21 protein-coding genes are annotated in these 19,408 nt (G+C 33.3%); 2 read left to right on the top strand and 19 right to left on the bottom strand.

All coding sequences use genetic code 11. The features are described 5' to 3' along the window. Positions 1-37: 37 nt before the first annotated feature. Positions 38-775: a TVP38/TMEM64 family protein gene (locus tag VRHSUH10_RS00735; RefSeq protein ID WP_005386912.1), complete on the bottom strand. Its 738-nt coding sequence runs from the start codon at positions 773-775 to the stop codon at positions 38-40. Between the two features lie 225 nt (positions 776-1,000). Between VRHSUH10_RS00735 and VRHSUH10_RS00730 the strand changes: the two genes are divergently transcribed. Then, the gene (locus VRHSUH10_RS00730) at positions 1,001-1,393 is read left to right on the top strand and encodes a thioesterase family protein (RefSeq protein WP_105089069.1); all 393 of its coding nucleotides are present in this window, start codon (positions 1,001-1,003) and stop codon (positions 1,391-1,393) included. Between the two features lie 156 nt (positions 1,394-1,549). Here the strand turns inward: VRHSUH10_RS00730 and VRHSUH10_RS00725 are convergent, their stop codons facing one another. Both VRHSUH10_RS00725 and VRHSUH10_RS00720 read right to left on the bottom strand, forming a co-directional pair. Beyond that, the gene (locus VRHSUH10_RS00725; protein ID WP_105089068.1) at positions 1,550-2,572 is read right to left on the bottom strand and encodes a branched-chain amino acid aminotransferase; all 1,023 of its coding nucleotides are present in this window, start codon (positions 2,570-2,572) and stop codon (positions 1,550-1,552) included. A 149-nt stretch (positions 2,573-2,721) separates the two neighbouring features. Next, the gene (locus VRHSUH10_RS00720; protein ID WP_105089067.1) at positions 2,722-3,945 is read right to left on the bottom strand and encodes a hypothetical protein; all 1,224 of its coding nucleotides are present in this window, start codon (positions 3,943-3,945) and stop codon (positions 2,722-2,724) included. A gap of 158 nt (positions 3,946-4,103) precedes the next feature. Here VRHSUH10_RS00720 and VRHSUH10_RS00715 point away from each other — a divergent pair, with 158 nt between their 5' ends. Further along, the gene (locus tag VRHSUH10_RS00715) at positions 4,104-4,769 is read left to right on the top strand and encodes a fumarylacetoacetate hydrolase family protein (protein WP_105089066.1); all 666 of its coding nucleotides are present in this window, start codon (positions 4,104-4,106) and stop codon (positions 4,767-4,769) included. Positions 4,770-4,883: 114 nt separating this feature from the next. On the opposite strand, the gene VRHSUH10_RS00710 is transcribed toward VRHSUH10_RS00715, so the two are convergent. The 16 genes from VRHSUH10_RS00710 to VRHSUH10_RS00635 all read right to left on the bottom strand — a co-directional run bounded on the left by VRHSUH10_RS00710 (position 4,884) and on the right by VRHSUH10_RS00635 (position 19,389). Then, positions 4,884-5,381, bottom strand: a complete 498-nt coding sequence (locus VRHSUH10_RS00710) for a methylated-DNA--[protein]-cysteine S-methyltransferase (protein ID WP_105089065.1) — start codon at positions 5,379-5,381, stop codon at positions 4,884-4,886. Between the two features lie 102 nt (positions 5,382-5,483). Next, positions 5,484-6,263 (bottom strand): protein-ADP-ribose hydrolase, encoded by a 780-nt coding sequence (locus tag VRHSUH10_RS00705; RefSeq protein ID WP_105089064.1) that lies wholly within the window; start codon positions 6,261-6,263, stop codon positions 5,484-5,486. 121 nt (positions 6,264-6,384) lie between these two features. Further along, the gene (locus VRHSUH10_RS00700) at positions 6,385-7,152 is read right to left on the bottom strand and encodes an antibiotic biosynthesis monooxygenase (RefSeq protein ID WP_105089063.1); all 768 of its coding nucleotides are present in this window, start codon (positions 7,150-7,152) and stop codon (positions 6,385-6,387) included. Between the two features lie 10 nt (positions 7,153-7,162). Beyond that, on the bottom strand, positions 7,163-8,503 hold the full coding sequence (locus VRHSUH10_RS00695) for a radical SAM protein (RefSeq protein WP_105089062.1): 1,341 nt from the start codon (positions 8,501-8,503) through the stop codon (positions 7,163-7,165). A gap of 129 nt (positions 8,504-8,632) precedes the next feature. Continuing rightward, positions 8,633-9,118 carry a prolyl-tRNA synthetase associated domain-containing protein gene (locus VRHSUH10_RS00690; protein WP_105089061.1) on the bottom strand — a complete coding sequence of 162 codons (486 nt, stop codon included), beginning with the start codon at positions 9,116-9,118 and terminating at the stop codon, positions 8,633-8,635. 64 nt (positions 9,119-9,182) lie between these two features. Next, positions 9,183-10,199, bottom strand: a complete 1,017-nt coding sequence (locus VRHSUH10_RS00685) for a DMP19 family protein (RefSeq protein WP_105089060.1) — start codon at positions 10,197-10,199, stop codon at positions 9,183-9,185. 126 nt (positions 10,200-10,325) lie between these two features. Further along, on the bottom strand, positions 10,326-10,904 hold the full coding sequence (locus VRHSUH10_RS00680) for a hypothetical protein (RefSeq protein WP_105089059.1): 579 nt from the start codon (positions 10,902-10,904) through the stop codon (positions 10,326-10,328). Positions 10,905-11,115: 211 nt separating this feature from the next. Next, the gene (locus VRHSUH10_RS00675) at positions 11,116-12,630 is read right to left on the bottom strand and encodes an SMI1/KNR4 family protein (protein ID WP_105089058.1); all 1,515 of its coding nucleotides are present in this window, start codon (positions 12,628-12,630) and stop codon (positions 11,116-11,118) included. 43 nt (positions 12,631-12,673) lie between these two features. Further along, on the bottom strand, positions 12,674-13,132 hold the full coding sequence (locus VRHSUH10_RS00670) for a glycosyl transferase family 4 (protein ID WP_105089057.1): 459 nt from the start codon (positions 13,130-13,132) through the stop codon (positions 12,674-12,676). Between the two features lie 47 nt (positions 13,133-13,179). Then, positions 13,180-13,539, bottom strand: a complete 360-nt coding sequence (locus tag VRHSUH10_RS00665; protein WP_105089056.1) for a hypothetical protein — start codon at positions 13,537-13,539, stop codon at positions 13,180-13,182. After that, positions 13,532-13,951 carry a bacteriocin gene (locus tag VRHSUH10_RS00660; protein ID WP_105089055.1) on the bottom strand — a complete coding sequence of 140 codons (420 nt, stop codon included), beginning with the start codon at positions 13,949-13,951 and terminating at the stop codon, positions 13,532-13,534. Before VRHSUH10_RS00660 ends, VRHSUH10_RS00665 begins: the two co-directional genes overlap by 8 nt. Positions 13,952-13,979: 28 nt before the next feature. Next, positions 13,980-15,041, bottom strand: a complete 1,062-nt coding sequence (locus VRHSUH10_RS00655; RefSeq protein ID WP_105089054.1) for an ankyrin repeat domain-containing protein — start codon at positions 15,039-15,041, stop codon at positions 13,980-13,982. A 113-nt stretch (positions 15,042-15,154) separates the two neighbouring features. Further along, positions 15,155-15,634 carry a pyridoxamine 5'-phosphate oxidase family protein gene (locus VRHSUH10_RS00650; protein WP_105089053.1) on the bottom strand — a complete coding sequence of 160 codons (480 nt, stop codon included), beginning with the start codon at positions 15,632-15,634 and terminating at the stop codon, positions 15,155-15,157. Between the two features lie 41 nt (positions 15,635-15,675). After that, complete coding sequence (locus VRHSUH10_RS00645) at positions 15,676-16,197, bottom strand: GNAT family N-acetyltransferase (protein WP_105089052.1); 522 nt, start codon at positions 16,195-16,197, stop codon at positions 15,676-15,678. A gap of 232 nt (positions 16,198-16,429) precedes the next feature. Next, entirely contained in the window at positions 16,430-17,539 is a 1,110-nt protein-coding gene (locus tag VRHSUH10_RS00640; RefSeq protein WP_105089051.1) for an FRG domain-containing protein, read from the bottom strand. 71 nt (positions 17,540-17,610) lie between these two features. Further along, the gene (locus tag VRHSUH10_RS00635) at positions 17,611-19,389 is read right to left on the bottom strand and encodes a DUF262 domain-containing protein (RefSeq protein WP_105089050.1); all 1,779 of its coding nucleotides are present in this window, start codon (positions 19,387-19,389) and stop codon (positions 17,611-17,613) included. Positions 19,390-19,408 lie beyond the last annotated feature (19 nt).

Raw genomic sequence — 19,408 nt, 5'->3', positions numbered from 1 at the left:
ATACTAAATTGAATAACATTTAATTAATTAGAGATTGTTAAGCATTAGGATCGTGCTCTTGTTCAGCATTTTTCTTATTGATGTAGTTCTTATATACTTTCCAAAGAATGAAGTATACAATACCTGCAACAACTACGATGATTCCTAATCGCCCCATATTCTCTTGGAAATTTACGATATCTGTACCGATAGCTACTTCAAGAGCTGTAGATGGAAATTTCCCGATTAAATTCGCTAATATATAGTCTCTCGGTTTGATTTTACTAATGGCACCAAGTGCTGTGATAACACCAGATGGAAAGTATGGTAAGGATCGTGCAAATAACATGACCACAAAACCATTTTTACCGGAAAAATCATCTACTTTCATCAATACTGTACTTTTAGCAATAAGCTTATCCGCCGTATCACGCAAGAAGTAACGCATAATGTAAAAGCTAATGACTACGCCAATTGTTTCTGCAAGCCAAGAAATAATGATGCCTGGCCACATACCAAACACTAAACCGTTTGCGGTAGAGATAAATATGGATGGTAAGAAACCAACAGCATTAACAAAAATATCGAGAAGCATACTAACGACCATAGCCATAGGACCAAAGCCTTGAATATACTCTGCTATCTCATCCATAGATCCACTCGTCGCTAAATGCCACATGGTAGGATAGAATGTAGGATCTACTATATTGATGGCAATTAATAGAATGACAAAACCAATGCCTGCTATTAACTGTACCCAACCTTCACCAGAAGGCTTTAATTTTTTTGTACTCATATATACCTCGTTTTATAAAAAACTAGTTCTATTATATCACGGATTCTATAGAACTGTTATATGTAAGAACTTAAACATTCTATTTATCTAATTACTACCAGTTAAAAATAATTACTTTTAACTGGTAGTATCTATAAAATATGTATAATAGCATTAGCATAAAAATTATCGAAAGATGTATAATACTATTATAACGAGAATATTCTTAATGAAAGAAGGTATATTATGGTATCAGCAGGTCAAACAGCTACGGCGACTGTAACAGTTACAGAATCTAATATTGCTAAAACAATGAAATCCGGTTCTTTAGAAGTCTTTGCCACACCAGCTATGTGTGCATTAATGGAAGAAGCAGCACAAGCAGCAGTACAACCATATTTAGAAGATGGCGAAGGCACTGTAGGTATCACTCTATCCATTACTCACGAGGCCCCTACTCCACTTGGTGCAACAGTAACTGCTAAAGCTACAGTTAGTGCTGTAGAAGGACGTAAAATAACCTTTGATATTGAAGCATCTGACGGCGTTGGTATCATTGGTCGAGGAACTCATGAACGATTTGTTATTAATAACGAAAAATTCATGGCTAAAGTTACAAGTCGTGCAAAATCTAACTAATAACTAGTTTTACTAATAGTCTATAACTAATTGTACAATAGCCTAAGTGCGAATTTAACATAACAAAATAATACAAAATGGCATCTATCCAACGATAGATGCCATTTCTATTTACGTGTTAAATTATATAATCTACTACATTAATCTATTAAAAGATTAGCAAATTTTAACTACCCAGCCTTCAGGAGCTTCAATTTCACCATGTTGAATGCCAAGTAATGTGTCATATAATTTTTTAGTGATAGGCCCCATATCATCCATACCAGCTGGTACATTAATAGTACCTTCTGGAGTATCGATTTGACCTACTGGAGAAATAACAGCTGCTGTACCACAAAGACCAATTTCAGCAAAGTCTTTTAATTCATCTTTATGAACAGGGCGATTTTCTACAGTCATACCAAGGTAGTGTTCTGCTACATACATCAAAGAACGACGTGTAATGGATGGCAAAATACTATCGGATTTAGGTGTAACTAATTTACCATCTTTAGTGATGAAGATAAAGTTTGCACCACCAGTTTCTTCTACATGTGTACGAGTAGCCGCATCAAGGTACATGTTTTCTGCATAACCTTTTTCATGTGCATCAGTAATAGCGTACAAGCTCATAGCATAGTTTAGACCAGCTTTAATATGGCCAGTACCATGAGGAGCTGCACGGTCAAAATCAGTAATGCGAATTTTGATTGGTTTAGCACCACCTTTGAAATAAGGTCCTACTGGTGTAGTAAATACACGGAATTGATATTCATCTGCAGGTTTTACACCGATAACGGAGTTTGTACCCATCATGTATGGACGAATATAAAGGCTTGCACCATGACCATAAGGAGGAACAAAGTCTTTGTTTGCTTTTACAACTTCTTTTACAGCTTCAAGGAAACGACCTTCAGGTAATGTAGGCATTACAAGGCGTTCACAAGATTGATTCAAACGAACTGCATTCAAATCTGGACGGAAGCATACGATGTGACCATCTTTAGTGTAGTATGCTTTCAAACCTTCAAAGACAGTTTGAGCATATTGGAATACACCAGCACATTCATTAAGAACAACGTTAGCATCAGTAATTAATCCGCCTTCGTCCCATTTACCATCTTTATATGTAGTTAAATAACGGTAGTCGGTTTCTACATAACCAAAACCGAGATTATCCCAATCGATATTCTTACTCATAACAATAACCTCCATGCTTATTAATATACTTATAATCTTAACACTATGAGCAAGTTATTTCAACATATTCTATAGAGAACAGAAATTAGACATGTAATAAGTTAAGTATACTTAAGTACAAAATATAGAATACCACTTATTTTGATGCCTTATAAATCATATGGATCATCATATCTATAACGATTAGTATCATAAATAATCTCTATGTCTTTATCTATAATAAATTTAGTTCGTTTCAAATCATAAGGTACGTCGTAACGCGTATGATATGAAATAGATTCTACACGACCAGTACGAACCGCATTATCGGATCCAAACGGAACTTTTACAATATCTCCTTCATATATATCATTTCTATCAGTACGATAATAAAATTCCTGGTTTATCTTAAAAATATATACTGAACAATACGTATAAATCCTTCTATCAGATGTATGATTTAATGGTAAAAACTCTTGTAAAGAGTTGTCTCTTGTATGAGCATGTATAAAATTAATTAGATTTTTATACCAAGTGGGCACATACTGATCAGTTACATTCCCTATAAACAATGTATCTCCTTTATGCGCCCATTTAATACGTACTGTTACTATACCACCACGAGCAGGGTCTCTATCAAGGTCATGACTTTCACTAAGACTAAAGGAATCTAGACTATATAGCGTTTCGCCAATGTGAAAGTCAATATCTTGCTTCAATTGATGAATCATTTGATTATCTACATACTCGCTATGACTATGGCTAGAGTGACCAAATTGCTTACTATTACAATCAATGGCAATAGACGGCTCATTCCAATTAAAATTCAATGTATTTACGTCACCATATTCTTGGTACATATTTTTTTGCACTTCAATATGAATCTCTTGAATTCTATCTTTTTTTCGATTTCCATCAAATAAAAGTAATGTAGGCATACCTAGGATTTGTCTGAATAGTATAGACATGGCCCTCAGGGTATTATCAAAAGGAAATTCATATATAAATTCCTGATCCTCAGTGTTGATGAGCTGTACTTGGACAGCACACTCATCCTCATCATATAGGTCAATATCATCGGAAAATCTACGCCCCATAAGCTCTAATAGATATTGTTTTTTAGATTCGTCAATTGAGTACTCCTTAGTAGTTAAGGATTCTATTTTACCCTCTACAGGTTTCGAGATATGCTCCCATTTAATGCCATAGGTAACACTAATGGCTTCCTTAATAGAAATATGTTGTATCTCTTCAATATAGTAATCTTTACGATTTAATTTCACTTCCTTTGGTACGCCATCTGGTAAATCACCATACCAACTACCCGTACTTATAATGTCACAAGATGCTAGGGTACCTATAAATTTATCTGTCACATTTCTATGCATATACATAGGAACTCCTCCTTTTATTACTTTGTTTAAGTATAATAAACAGGATGTGACAAAAATGCCTCTATATAATTATTTCGTCAAAAATATTCTTTACATACTGATTTATATTATAATTAAGTTACCATATATGTATCTCATCTCTTAAGGAGGTATCTCTCATGAAAGAATCTACTAACCGTACCCTAATTACTAATCCCAAAAACATTATCTGTATCGGTTTAAACTATGCAGACCATATAGAGGAAACTAGTCTTGCTACACATGATTTTCCAGAAATCTTTATGAAAACATCTAATGCATTGGCGTCACATCAAGATATAGTTCCCATTCAAGATGAAAACCTTCATTATGATTACGAAGGAGAACTGGTTATCGTTATTGGTAAGGCTGGTAAAAATATATCTCGTGAACAGGCCAGAGAGCATATATTAGGCTATACCATTGGAAATGATGTTTCAGCTCGTAGCTTGCAGTTTAGAGGCTCCCAATGGATTCTCGGCAAATCACTAGATAACTTTGCCCCTATCGGTCCTACTATTGTCTCTCCAGATGATTTTGATTTTGACAATGCCACTATTACTACAACAGTAAATGGTGAAATACGTCAACAAGCCAAATTACAACAAATGATGTTTAAACCGGACGCGATTATCGAATTTGTATCCCAGTATATTACACTACAGGAAGGTGACATTATCTTTACCGGTACACCTAGTGGTGTTGTACTTGGTAAAAATGAAAGCAAATATGGTTGGTTAAAATCAGGAGATACCGTATCTATATCGATTAGTGGCATTGGTACCTTAGTAAATCAATTTAACTAGTCCCACCTATATATACCAAAAGAGATTACCTATGATGTGTCTATCCATCATGAGTAATCTCTTTCTTCTTTTTCTATAAGTCTATTTAAATATGATTTTACAATCTAATATGTACTATTTATGTTTCGCTTCAAGATCAAGCATGTATTTCTTACGTTCAATACCGCCAGCATAGCCAGTTAATTTTCCATTACTACCAATCACACGATGACATGGAATGATAATAGATATAGGATTATGACCTACAGCACCTCCTACTGCTTGGGCAGACATCCTATCTTTTCCTTGCTGTTTTGCAATCTCTTTACCTATATCTCCATATGTTGTAGTTTCACCATAAGCTATAGTTTGTAATATGGACCATACAGACTTACGGAACTCTGTCCCCTCTAACTGAATCGGTGGTGTAATAAAAGGCTTTTTACCATTAAAGTATTGGTCTAGCCACATAATAGTTACTTCAAATGGACCTGTTAGTTGCTCTATATACTCCGCATCATCATAACTTGGTGCATAATCTTCATCGATAAAAAACAAATCTGTTAAGTATGATAATGTACCAAGCATAATCATAGTTCCTAATGGGCTTTCATAGGTGTATTTATAATTCATAGTACATTATCTCCTTCTTAAACTAACAATTCATTCATAACCTTTTGTATGTCATTATTAAATGATACAGTATTTTTATGAATTTCAAAAGGAGTATATTATTTATCCCAATAATTTGTTGTAGATGTCATAATCTATATCCTTAAATACATTAAATACCACTTGTATTTTACTATTTGTTTCTTTTAAATATGTTCGTACCGTATCTATGGCAATCTGTGCTGCTTCTTCATTAGGGAATCTAAATTCACCAGTAGAAATACAACAGAATGCAATGGAGCGTAATTTATAAGCATTAGCTAACTTTAAACAGGATTGATAGCAAGAAGCTAATTCAATTCTTTCCTTATCTGTTACACTTTCATAAATAATAGGACCTACCGTATGAAGTACATGCTTTGCGGGCAAATTATACCCATAGGTCATACGAGCCACACCCGTTTTTTCAGGCATTTCCATATACTCAGTCATTCTAGCACATTCCATGCGAAGCTCTATACCAGCAAAGGTATGGATTTCATTATCGATACACTTATGATTTGGAGCAAAACATCCGAGCAATTTATTATTGGCTGCATTTACAATAGCATCTACAGATAATCGAGTAATATCTCCTTGCCACAAATAAATCTGAGGCTCTCGCTCTTCCATATCATGAATCGTTACGATCCCCTTTTCATGAGCCAATGTATTTAAATATTCAGCCTCTATCTTCATCCATTCAAGAGACATGCCACCAGCAGGACGAATATTACATAAAGATCTAAAGAGAGTAAATTGCTCTTCTTCATTTATAGGCATATCGATATATTCGTTATGTCTCTCATTGTATTCTGTTACTAAGCCTTCAACCAAATAGCGCAACCGTTCTTGCTGTGTCATATGTAACTCCTTTTTGTATAGACTATACGTTCACCTAATATATAACAAAAAACTGCTAGCACATATGTATATGCTAGCAGTAACTTTACTGTGATTATATTATACTATATTATATTCAGTTTTAAGGTCTTACAAATGCTTGACCCCCATGGTTGACGAGGACATCCCCATCTAAAACCTTTGTGGTAACATTTTGTAGACTACCTTGGATTTGGCTCATCATGAATCGATAACCAGGACTATTTAAATGTTTTGTTAAGGCCTCTTGATCACTATAAATTTGGATAACATACCAATGATTTTTTACATTTCTTTCACGAAGCACATAACCGGCCTTATAACCCGCATCATCGCGTACGGCCCGTTCAATATCGAGTTGGTATTGACGTTGTACTGTGTCGATATCATTGCTATTAACAGTAAACTCTGTTAATGTCACTACTGCTTTACCATCATTGACAATAGATAAAGCATCTTTTTTCTCAAACAATAGTACAGACTGTACATCGTACATTTTGCGATTTGTTAACTTAGAACCTACTTCATTAACAAAGGCTTGATAATGATCAGATTTGCGATGTGTTTCAATGGCAGCTAAATCTTTATAAATCTCTACTACATAAGACTCAGATGGATTTTCTTTTACATGCGCTACATTCATAGATAATGTATTAGGTTCTTTCTCCATAGATGCTGTTAGATTGGCAACACCTGCACTGTTATATGTGCCCTGTAACTCTGCTGGTACTTCGAATCGATACATATTGACACTAGGTGCTGTATCTACAGATTGATCTCGTTCCATAACAAGAGCCGCAAAGGATGTACTAACACCTAATACAGCAATCGTAGAGGTTACTAAAATACGTTTAAATAATTTTTTAGTCATAAATACTCCTTTACATATATCTTGATAGCTTTTCAGCAAACAAGCCAATACGCTTATAAGTTAACAGATTACATACTTTTGCTGTAAAGTGTCCAAATCTACGATAAAAGAAATTAAATGTTAAATATGCTGGTATTGTGCCCATAGTTTTAGGCATGCGACGAAATATATTTTTTATGGAATATAGCTCTTTATAGATCCAAAGATACCCTTTTTCTAATTCTTCTTTAGACATACCTAACGGTGATACAACTACATGAGACGTATTATATTTTGATAAATCATAATCAAAAATTCTATTTTGCTCTTCCATTCTCTTGTAGAATTCAGTACCTGGATATGGTGTGACAATATGTGATGTAATCGTATCAATTTTCTGGCTAATAATCCAATTTAACGTATTTTTAAAAGTCTCTGGTGTATCTCCATCTAATCCAAATACAAAGCTAGCATTAACCATAATACCACGCTTATGTAATTCGTTAATAAGTCGTTCAAACTCTTCACGATTATTTTGCATTTTATGAACACTAGATAAAGATTGAGAACTAATACTTTCAAAACCAATAAATAAACTCTGGCAACCAGTTTCTTTCATTAAATCCATTAATTCAGGGTGTTGCCCTATTTTCATAGTAACTGCTGCATTCCAGTTTAACTTCAAAGGTTTAATACGTTCTAAAAACTGTTTAGTCCAAGAAATATTGCCAATAAAGTTATCATCTATAAACATAATATGTTTTGTACCTAATTTTTTGATATCTTCCAACACATCTTCTATATTGCGATTAATATATTGGTGTGTTCCAGAACTATTATAGCAAAAATCACATCTATGAGGGCAACTTCGACTAGTAGAAACAACATTGTACCATAAGTAATCGGTCTTATCTATTAAGTCATATGCAGGTGATGCAATATCGTCTCCAGACTCTAAAGGAGCAGATACGTATTGAGATTGTAATCGACCATGTTTAGCATCTTCTATAATTTGAGGCCATGTATTTTCTGCAAAACCTATACAAAGACTATCAAATGCCTCCTTAGGTATGGTATTGGATGCTGTCGTAATATGTATACCACCAGCAATCACCTTAACACCTTTTTCTTTATATATAGATGCAATTTCAATAGCTCTAGGTAAAACATCTACTGTAACTGCTATCCCTACCAAGTCAGGCACATCATCAAAATCAATAGCTCTAATATTTTCATTTTCAATTGTGACCTCACACTCATAACGAATAATATTAGCCACCGTTAACAAACCTAAATGTGGTGACATACGTATTTTTAAATCTGTATCCATAGGACGCTTCAACATACGCGGCTGAATTAATTTAACTTTCATGTACAACCTCTTATATAACAAATACTCTTATATTATTATAAAAGATTATTATTCTTTTTGCATATAAAAACATCCTATCTGTGGAAACAATATTAATTAATATTATTTCCCACAAATAGGATGTTGAGCTTATATTGTTATATATTCAATAGTTGTACCATGTTCTTCAATTAAGTTAACTAAGTCTTTTCCCTGTAGCCATACTGTAGCATCATTTTGATTAGGATGTATACCGATTAGATTATCTTTATAATCCGCATCAATATAGTAATGAACTTTCCGTGCTTCATCGTGAAGTAAACAGAATGGAGATACGTGACCTGGTTTAATCTTTAATATATCCCATAGCTCCTCCTCTGAGCCAAAGGAAATCTTTTTAAGATTGTGGTCCTTACGAAACTGTTTTAAATCCACACGCTTTGAGCCGCGCACAGTAATCAGATAGTAGTGCTCCCGCTTATGGTCTCGGATGAATAGATTCTTCGCATCCCACTCAGGATATGGCAACTCTACATTGGGCTTATCATCCATACTAAATAGCGGTGCGTGATCCGTAATTTCAAAATCGATATGATGGTCACGTAGGCAATCATATACGCCTTGTTTATCTAACATGTAATACCTCTAATACATAGTATATTCTTAGTGAAAGTAGCCCTTATACACTACATTGCTACGCTTATTCTGGAACCTTATAGGTCCCATCAAATACAAATAACTCTGGATGTTCATGTACAAATACATCTTCAAAGATGCCTTCATATTCATAGACTACATCATCTTTTTTATCGAGGAAATCAAATATTTCATCGTCCCAATCTTTTAAAATGGTCCATCGTTCTTCTCTATCAAATGGAACAGAACCGCCAAAGTAATCGATTACGGATTGTAAATTATCTGCTAGTATATCCATCTTGAAGAGGCGTAACCCCGCAAGAGCATCTTCCCATACAATGCCTGTAGAGTTATAAAAGAACTGATGATGTCCACCATTATTAACCTCTGCGAAGTACCAAGATATAGCATTGAGATATCGTTGCTCTACAGTAAAAGATTTGGCAGATTCTAAATAATCATCGTATGAGCCATATATATTGATAGTCCAGTACATAGGCTCATTAATGGTCCACATATCGTCTGTAGCTTGTATCTCTTCAACAGTGATAGTGCGATGACGAGGCACACCTTTCCGTTTCTTCTTTTTCGCTGCTACATACTCATTATAAGCAGCACATAAATCAGGATAATCAGCTTCACATTTTTCAAAGTCCATTTGCATATAGCACATATCCATGACTTCAAAACAATACGATTTTATATCATCTAGTTCCGATTCCATAGCTAACCGTACACCCTGATCCACTAACCTTAGCATCTGTTGCATAGTATCAGATGTGTACGCTTCATTATTATCTAAAACAATAGATCCATACGCATAGGCACAGCGATAATACCACACCGCATCACGATGCTCTTCATCAATAGCCTCTAATACCTTAATTGCCTCTTTTTCATTGCCATTATTGTTATAAGCTCTACCAAGCTCACCTAACAGAGGTATAGATAAATTTTCTATGCCCACACTAGTTAACACATCAATAATAGTTTTTACGTTTCCACTATCATTAAGGTCTTTGATAGTTTGTAACTGTTCAGCATCAGACAAAGATAAAAACTGTTCAACACTTAAAGACATACAATACACTTCCCCTCATAGCATCAATATGTATATGAACTCATCTTAAGATAATTATAACAAACAACACAAAACTATGGGTTACAGATTTTAAAATAATAGTTAATGACAAAAACAGCTATTTAACTAGCTACCAAGCCATACGACAAATACAGGAGTACCTTCATCGTCATCGTCGATTTCATCGATATCGTCACCATCGAATTCGTGGTCATCATAGGCTAGATTTTCAAAGAACACATGATCACCGAGCTCTTTATTGGCCATTAAATTATGTAGCTTGAAAAGAAGCTCTTCAGTAGTAAAGTACTGTCCATTATCTGCTTTAAGGCGAGCATAGATTTCAACTTGCCACATACCGTCTTCTTTATCGTATTCTTCTAATTCATCGTCTTCGTATAAGTATTCATTAGGGTGAAGCTGACTTTTACTTTCAATCCAAGCTTCGTAGCTCACAAGAATTTCAGGCTCTACTAATGGCGGTAAATTATCACGATTAACGTTATGCTCTTCTAAGCATTCATAAAACGCCTTAAGAAACTCTTCTCTAGTATAAGTAGTTTTATTAAAAACCCAAGGAATTCCCTTAAACTCATGATAGTAACCTTCATATATTTTATTACCATCTTTATCAGTACCAAGATATTCAATCTGCTCTGCATTCTCATCCTTGTTAAACAGGTTTTTTATGGCATTAAAAATCATAAGATAATCCTCCTTGTAGTCATTTAAACAATGCTTTGATTTCATTATTCATAATATATTCCTCAATATTGTAAACTAATCTCATATGAAATAACGTAGCCCAAAGCACAAAATTATAATAATTTAATCTAATTTATTACTGTTATAAATTTCCGTGTATAGTAAAAGCCCTTCGCATAAGCGAAGGGCTAATATATTATTTCTCTATTAATCAACTACCACAGCAAATATAGAATACAGGTATGCCATCTTCATTATCTATAAGTCCGTAACCTTCACATTCATGGCCTTCGTATTCGATGCCTTCAAAGAATACATGATCGCCTAATTCTTTATTGGCCATCAAATTGTGCAATTTAAAGAGCAATTCTTCTCTTGTAAAATATGTACCATTATCCGCCACAAGATGAGCCATAATTTCTACTTGCCACATACCATCTTCTTTATCTTCTTCGTGTAACTCCTCATCGGTTACACGTTCATTATCAAAGAGTTGGTCTTTACTTTCAATCCAAGCTTCATAGGTTACTAGAATTTCTGGTTCTTCTAATCTATCGTCGTCATCTGATTGATCATCATCTACATAGTTCTTTACATTTTCATTGTATTCTTTGGAAAACTCTTCTTTGCTATATGTTTGCTTATTAAATACCCAATGTACTACATCATATGTAGGATAGTTATCTTCTTCGCATTCATTAACATCTTCAATATCTTTACCTTCTGTAGCATCTTTGCTATTTTTCTTATCAAACACAGTCTTAATAGTTTCATATACCAAAGGATAATCCATCTTGTACTCTTTTGGCTTAATTTTAGATAGGTGATATTTTACCACTTCACAGCACCAAACAAGCTGTTTATCTAAGTGAGCTTCTTTCGTCACTTTTATGCCCGTCTCTATTAACTGTAATGCTTTCTGCACATGTTCAGATTCGTAGCTTTCACCAATAGCTAACATCCCATGAGCATAACCACAACGATAGTACCAAGACCAATCACGATGTGCCTCATCGATTCGTTCAAACAACTCGATAGCCTCTGACGCACGGCCATTATTGTTATACATACGTCCTAAGGTGCTTAATAGTATAGGGGACAAATTATCGATGCCTATGTTCGTCAATAGCTCCATCGCACGCTTAATATCGATGCCCTCTTGTTCATTAAGGAGCTTAACCTTTTCCGCATCACTTAATTCTTGAAACTCTTCATCCGTAATTTCTTCTATATTGAAATATAAGTTCTTAATAAAGTCACCAAAGTTATCTGCTAAGGGAGTCATGGAGTAATCACATTCTTGATCGACCCGTACAACCTTAGGTTCACCGGTTGGACCGCACTCACGATAATCAAGGAAAATCATATCATGCCCACCAGAAATCGTATCGGCTACAACGACACCGATAGGGGGATATTTTACTTTTGAAATCCAAAACTCATTTCCCATCTCACCTAAAAGAGAGTATTTTTTATCTCTATCGATGCCATATATTCCTGTTATATATACACAATCGTCATCATCGTTAATAAAACAATTTTTCTTTACTACCCCACCATTATGGTTTTTAAGTAGCTCAATATATGCAGCAGGCAATGTATAACCTAGATCTGCTTCAGCTGCTTTAATATCCTTATCAGTAACCGGTTTACCAATATAGGATTCAAACGCATAGTCAACATCATTCCAAAATCCTGTCCAATCAAAGTCTTTTAGATTACTCATAATACTCTCTCCTAGTTTAAACCAATATAATCTAAATTTTTAATTACTCATTCATAGAATAAGTTTTGATTAAAGCTTTTACCTCACGTCGTATCAAAATAGTATCTACAATATAGGAAACAATAATATAAGGAGATGCATTTATAATCGCTATAGGTGCTAAAATAACTGCTACTCGCAATAAGTCTAGGGAATATGCATACCATTTAATATCTATGGTATTTAAAATGGGTATAACATAATCTATAACTCTTAATTCCCATTGCATTAATGGATTCAATTCCTCACTTGTTCCTACTAGCCAAGCAAAGATAATCCCAAAAAGCAAAAAATATAATATGCCAACGGGAATTAATATCTTCGCTCTCTTTTTTAATAGATTACGACAAATCTCATCTTCTTCCTCTGGTGCTATATCATATAACATATTGCACTGAATCTGAATCCGTCTAAATCGATAGCGAATATACTTATACAAAATGTTATTAGGTGTATATAACATAATAGACTCCACATATAAGTCATACTAGCAAAATCATGGAAAATATATCATCCATCTATGGCAAAATAATGTAAATCTTTGAATTCATCATCCCAAAATGTAAAAGAAAAGATATGGGTATCATCAAAGGTTTGCTCGCAATAGGTCACAGCATCACGTTCTAATTCAATAATAGGCATACCAATGCGTGATTTCACTTCATCAATAGTTACATCACCATACAAATCTCGTATTTCGTTATAAATGAAAGTTACAATTGCATCTATATTTTTATGGTAATTAACAGCTAATAGCTTTGCCGTATCTAAATTAGCATCTGTTGGTTTCTCATCCCAGCAAAACTGTATTCCTTCGTAGAATGTGGTATATTGCCTTAACTGTTCATCATATATTACAGGATTAGTCATCGTTTGTACCCTTTACATAGCTTTCCATCTTTGGTCTTAAATCTAGTACGACTTCCCAATCATCTAATGATGGTACCTTATGATGTGCAATAAATTCTTCTATGATCTGGAATGCTTCTTGATGTCCTAGCTCATTTTTACCGTATATGATAGCACCCTGCTCACCATCATTAGTTACACTAAGCTCTATATGTAATAAATCCGTATCTTGATCACTACAAACTTGTACAAAGTTATACATTTTATTATCTATGGAAATTGCCTTTGCTGGTGATATAACTACAAAATCCTGCTCTTGATCCTCAATAGCGTAGAGATTTTGCTCAACCTCATTCAATGTAATTCCTTCATACTTATAGTTACCTACATCAATTGACCAATCTGTATAAGTTTTCTCAACTGCATCTGCCATATGTATCTCCTCAACTTTACAATATACATTAGAATAAGGTTTCTAATTGACCTACCATATCTGCTATAAACTCATCAAACTTGCAAAGTTCATGTAGCTCTTGATGCTCGGTATCATAACAACTGATTTTTTTAGACTTAGGGTCCCATACAATTTGATAATCATTATACTCGCCTAGCTCTTTAGATAGTCGTAATAGTTTACGACGGCCCACTTTAAATGGAACCGTATCAAGTAAAGGTAAAAACTCAACCGATATAAAATCAGAGTCTGGCAATTCAAAGTAAAGTGTATCACCCTCTAAAAACGATACTAATGCTCTTGGGAGTTTAAATGGTTTTAATTGATCCATTTTATTTTGTTTATCATGGTACTCTACAGGCTCTAATGTTTTAAAATACTCCGCCATTTCCATATCGCCCTTTTCAATGGCAATGCTATAAGGACGCATACCATCCTTTTCCGTGATAGTCACATCCGCACCATGTTCTACCAAGTATTTACACATCTGTAAATCTACGTACCGAGCAGCTACACATAATGGAGTCGGCTTAAAAGGATATACAGAATCAGGCTTATTGTAATTAATATCTACACCATTATGAATAAAGAAATCTAGAACCTCATAATTTTCATCTGTAATAGCATTTCTAAAAGCTTTACCGCCATACTTCTGTACTGTATGGCCTAAGTCATGAATCAGTTGTAGGTTCTCATATTTCTTGCCATATAAGGCAGCTTGAAAAGCATCTACCTCCACAGAATTCAATCCGTGAATGTTAGCACCATGATCTACAACATAATCTATTATCTCTTGATCAGCATACCGTACAGCTAATAGGAAGCTTGGATTTTCTACATCATTTAGATCTGCTCCATGTTCAACTAACCATTGAACACTTGGCAAACAGTTCATTACTAATGCCAATTCTAGAGGGGAATACTCACTGTACTTACCCAATTGTACAGGTTTATGAATATCCCAACCATCTGCTAATGTATTTTCTAAAGCTTCAATATTTCCTTTTACAATATCTATTACTATTTCAGGTACAGATTCAAAGGTACCTAAATCCTTTAGATCTATCATGTCTCTCTCCCATGAACTATATTTTTAAAATGATATATACTAATTACATTATATTACATTTATAAGTATGAGTGTATAGTAAAAGCCCTTCGTATAAGCGAAGGGCCAATCTATTATTTCTCTTGTACTTGTTTGCCACTCATATGTTCAATAGTGATTTCAAACATCTGTGTTGCTCGTCCATTACGAGCAATTTGATCATCAGCTAACGCTTCATCAGGATAATATTTCATCGCAAACTCTTTTAATCGAGCTATAGATTCTGGACCGGCCTCTAATAAACGGCATCTACCAAATACTACTGCACTTTGTACATATGGGGCCCATGGTTCAGATTCATCAATATGCTCATCCCCATATACTGTAAAACATACCTTATCTGAAGCTTTTAATGCATCTACTTTATGACCAGCTTTAGCTCCATGAAAATAAATTTTCTGTGTTTCATTATCATAAAAATAATTAATGGGAATAGCATACGGGTATCCATTATCTCCATTCATGGCCAAGATACCACGACGATTAGATGTTAATAATGCTTCTGTCGCAGTGCGATCTATTTCATTTATCTTTTTACGAATTGGTTTAAACATAATATACCTCTTTATATCATAGCTTATAAAATTAACACCCTTTACAATGAAAGTTCATATAATTCATAATCTGTTAAGCCTGTATCCTCATAATACATGGGTAATGTACGGAGATACTTGAACCCCATACTAGAATATAGCTTTTCAGCAGGAGCATTGCCTTTAAGGACATCAAGGCGTATTGCTTTTTGCTTATGTTCCTTAGCATATGTAATGACAAAGCTAACTAGTTCTTTAGCATAGCCGTTACCGGCGTAATCAGGATGTACACCAAGAGCATGAATGCCTAATACTTCATCAACGCTAGCCTTTGTGGGCCAATCAACATTCTGATATCCTTCGTTTGATTCATGGTTAATAACCATAGCTGCCATAATTTTTCCATCAGTTGTTCCTATGAATAATTCACCTCTTGAAATTGAATTTATTAAGAAATCGGGCTCAGGATAAACATCTTTCTTCCAACCTATATCGTAAATAGAATCTTGTAAGCCATCTATAAGAGAATGGTAAAACGATCTAACAGCTTCATATTGTTCTATTGTTGCTTTTTCTATAATCATAGTTGTATCCTGTTTTTAACATTAACTACTTTTTTATAGTATTAACTACATAGATAAATATCCTACCATCACTATTTAATTTAATTATATTACATTTATAAGTATGCGTGTATAGTAAAAGCCCTTCGCTTATGCGAAGGGCTTAATCATAATTCTTCTAATATCTACTTAACACTAATTTAGTCTAAATAGGTTACCATTATATTTATTAAAATCTAATATTAATATACTATTATATTCTCTTATTATCTAAGAGTGACCTTAACATATTAATACTTTTTATTAACTCATCATCTTTAACAAGATCTGGTTTGTTAATAACCTTATTTCGAAAAGCTAGCAAAGTTCTTAAATCTGATTCATCATGTACATAAGACTTATCTATGAGTAAATGATTATTAGTATTTTTACTATTATAATTATTTTCTATATTTGACCATAATGTTAAAAAATCACCTAATAATTTTGTATTTGTATTTTTGGTGGTTTTATTACTCAAATAGTATTTAGAATCTTTAATTCTATTACATATTTCTTTCATTATATCATCATCAGGATATAATGCAGTCTCGCTTATAGGACTCTCATCGCCCCAGAACTGTTTATTATTTTTAAACTTATAAATAGCCAACAATCTTCTATTAAAGTCTAACTCATCCATTTTTATATTATTCTCAATATCTGAAGCAAATTCAGTTTGTACTAAATACCCCTCTTGAAAAAATGGTCTTTTAGCAGCACTTGAGCTTATACTCAACAGCCTTATATTAGTAATATATTCCTCAGAATCAACGGATATTCTACCATTTATATATGGAAGTCCAAGTACATAAATATATCCAATATTTTTTTCATTATTTAGTATTGCAAATGAGCAAGCTACTTTTATTGATTGTGTTAAATCTAATAAAGGGGTTTTACATACCTCATAATGTTGCAAAATTGAGTACTGTAATAGTTTGATTTTTCTTATCTCTTTAAGTTCTTCTGAATCAATCCTTTCATCTGCTTTAAGTGCAGCAATCAATTTTACAGATGATTCATTTAATACTTTAAAATCAAAATTTATATTACTTTTATCAGTAGCACGATATATCGTTGGATACAAAGTAGCAATATTATTCTTCGTATAATTATTATTTTGACCACGATAAAATAACATTACATCAGGATTCCTATATGATAATTCAGCTATTTCCATAATTAAATCATAAAAACTACATATCTCTATTGCGTTTCCTCTTACTATAGATGTAATCGTATTCTTTGATTTAATATTCTCATCACATAATAAACTTAATTTCCTTGTTAAATTTTTTCTACTTAATAAATATGATCTCATAAAATATACCTTTAAGGAGATTAAATCAAATTATTATTAATAATACAAACTCTATAATCAAATAAAAAAATTCAAGAATCTAACTTGGTATAAGCTTTTTTAATAATTTGAGCTATTAGTAATCTACGTTGTTTTAGAAACTCTGAATATGATAACGTTTCAAAATTTAAAGGAAGTGCATTTTGTTCACAAGTAAGATTAAAAGCTTCCTGACCTAGTTTTTGTCTATATTTTTGTACATATTCTAATGGAGAAGTATCAGAAATATCAATATTTGTAACATAGTCCAAATATGTAAAATTAGCTATTTGATTTCTATCACGATCATCATCATAACCAATAGATTGAAGATAATGTTTAGGGAAAATATGATGCTTATCAATGGCGCTTTTATCACCATTTGTTCCCATAATAAAATATTGTGATAAAGGTTCTGTACTAAATAACATAGGTGTACCTAAAACATTAAGTGCTGCTACATATCCATACCAAGCAGGAGATGTCGCCGATGAGCTATTTAGTTCTGATGGTAATGAAACAGTAAAATAATCGTCTGTAAATCTATTAGATATAATAGTATCCAAATAGCTAATAAAATCCTCTGCCTTACTGATTTTCCGTAAATCTGCAAATTGTTTTTCTACCGCACTCTCTGTTGATCCTGTATAAAATCCAGTAATTGTAGACATAAAAATCCATTTACGGATAATTTTATTCAATTTAACAGATGGTACCTTATAGGAATATTTTCCTATTAAATATAAAACATAGCTAAACACTACAGCATTTGAAGATGCAATTAAGCTACTTTTCAAATATCCTGCAGTGGAAAATAAGTTCATGAATGCATGCCAATTATTAAGATTACATACAAGATCAAGCGAATCCTTAAATACTTTTAAATTTTCATCACGTATAGTTTGTGTTATTTCGCCTGTTTTTAGATTCTTTCCTCTAAGTAACATATAAGCATAACGTAAACGTGCTCGTTTAAACCCAACACCTACAGCGACTCTAATTAGATGTGCCGGACTAACTTGAATAATTTGATTAAAGGATGTTTTTTCAGATGGAATTCTAGATTCGGCACAGAACTTGTTAATAAGTTCGTGAACCTCATTATCATAAACTGCTAAAAGAGTTTCTATAAAATTTTTTTCCGTAAGATTTTGTCCACCTGAGTTAACTCTAACAAATATATCGGCAACATCTTCTTCTGTTGCTTTAGAATTAATTTTTAATGTTGGTAAGGAATACGTTTCCAAATTCAAGAGAGCATTAATATTACTTTCAATCAAGTCCTCTTCATCTTCAGTTAATATATCAACACCATTTTTTATTCGATTTTCATTGCAGTTTTTAATAAATGATTTACGAAATTTCGCAATATTAAAGTCTTTATGATCCTTAAATACACTACTTATCGAACTAATCCACTCTTGATTTCGTTCATAAGCTTGTGTCCACACTGCAAACTCTCGAGTTAATGGATTATAAGAAATACGTATATTCCGTTCTTTATAATTTTTGTCTTTAATGCTTACCCCATATAACGCACCTAATAAAGCTGTTAAGCGCTGTTGACCATCAATCACTAGATCATCAGGTTGCCTATATAACTTATCATTTTTACCAATGTGACCCGTATTCTCATAGTCTTCCGGGGAAGCCCATAGCATAATATACCCAATAGGATATCCTTTCATCATAGAATCTAATAACTCTCTAACTTTATTATCTTTCCATACAAAAGGTCTTTGTAAGTCTGGTAATCCAATTCGACCATTTCTTACATCTGATAATAAGTCTGATACCCTACTAGGAATATTATCAAATAATTCAGTTCCCATTTTATATACTCCCAATCCC

The organism is Veillonella sp. T11011-6, assembly GCF_002959755.1.
Taxonomy (GTDB): domain Bacteria; phylum Bacillota; class Negativicutes; order Veillonellales; family Veillonellaceae; genus Veillonella.
Note: the sequence above shows the minus strand (reverse complement) of the source record. Positions and strands in the feature narration are given on the sequence as shown.

Bases quoted from the DNA above. Each gene is read 5' to 3' on its own strand.
- VRHSUH10_RS00735 (WP_005386912.1), bottom strand. From the start codon at position 775: ATGAGTACAAAAAAATTAAAGCCTTCTGGTGAAGGTTGGGTACAGTTA.
- VRHSUH10_RS00730 (WP_105089069.1), top strand. From the start codon at position 1,001: ATGGTATCAGCAGGTCAAACAGCTACGGCGACTGTAACAGTTACAGAA.
- VRHSUH10_RS00725 (WP_105089068.1), bottom strand. From the start codon at position 2,572: ATGAGTAAGAATATCGATTGGGATAATCTCGGTTTTGGTTATGTAGAA.
- VRHSUH10_RS00720 (WP_105089067.1), bottom strand. From the start codon at position 3,945: ATGTATATGCATAGAAATGTGACAGATAAATTTATAGGTACCCTAGCA.
- VRHSUH10_RS00715 (WP_105089066.1), top strand. From the start codon at position 4,104: ATGAAAGAATCTACTAACCGTACCCTAATTACTAATCCCAAAAACATT.
- VRHSUH10_RS00710 (WP_105089065.1), bottom strand. From the start codon at position 5,381: ATGAATTATAAATACACCTATGAAAGCCCATTAGGAACTATGATTATG.
- VRHSUH10_RS00705 (WP_105089064.1), bottom strand. From the start codon at position 6,263: ATGACACAGCAAGAACGGTTGCGCTATTTGGTTGAAGGCTTAGTAACA.
- VRHSUH10_RS00700 (WP_105089063.1), bottom strand. From the start codon at position 7,152: ATGACTAAAAAATTATTTAAACGTATTTTAGTAACCTCTACGATTGCT.
- VRHSUH10_RS00695 (WP_105089062.1), bottom strand. From the start codon at position 8,503: ATGAAAGTTAAATTAATTCAGCCGCGTATGTTGAAGCGTCCTATGGAT.
- VRHSUH10_RS00690 (WP_105089061.1), bottom strand. From the start codon at position 9,118: ATGTTAGATAAACAAGGCGTATATGATTGCCTACGTGACCATCATATC.
- VRHSUH10_RS00685 (WP_105089060.1), bottom strand. From the start codon at position 10,199: ATGTCTTTAAGTGTTGAACAGTTTTTATCTTTGTCTGATGCTGAACAG.
- VRHSUH10_RS00680 (WP_105089059.1), bottom strand. From the start codon at position 10,904: ATGATTTTTAATGCCATAAAAAACCTGTTTAACAAGGATGAGAATGCA.
- VRHSUH10_RS00675 (WP_105089058.1), bottom strand. From the start codon at position 12,630: ATGAGTAATCTAAAAGACTTTGATTGGACAGGATTTTGGAATGATGTT.
- VRHSUH10_RS00670 (WP_105089057.1), bottom strand. From the start codon at position 13,132: ATGTTATATACACCTAATAACATTTTGTATAAGTATATTCGCTATCGA.
- VRHSUH10_RS00665 (WP_105089056.1), bottom strand. From the start codon at position 13,539: ATGACTAATCCTGTAATATATGATGAACAGTTAAGGCAATATACCACA.
- VRHSUH10_RS00660 (WP_105089055.1), bottom strand. From the start codon at position 13,951: ATGGCAGATGCAGTTGAGAAAACTTATACAGATTGGTCAATTGATGTA.
- VRHSUH10_RS00655 (WP_105089054.1), bottom strand. From the start codon at position 15,041: ATGATAGATCTAAAGGATTTAGGTACCTTTGAATCTGTACCTGAAATA.
- VRHSUH10_RS00650 (WP_105089053.1), bottom strand. From the start codon at position 15,634: ATGTTTAAACCAATTCGTAAAAAGATAAATGAAATAGATCGCACTGCG.
- VRHSUH10_RS00645 (WP_105089052.1), bottom strand. From the start codon at position 16,197: ATGATTATAGAAAAAGCAACAATAGAACAATATGAAGCTGTTAGATCG.
- VRHSUH10_RS00640 (WP_105089051.1), bottom strand. From the start codon at position 17,539: ATGAGATCATATTTATTAAGTAGAAAAAATTTAACAAGGAAATTAAGT.
- VRHSUH10_RS00635 (WP_105089050.1), bottom strand. From the start codon at position 19,389: ATGGGAACTGAATTATTTGATAATATTCCTAGTAGGGTATCAGACTTA.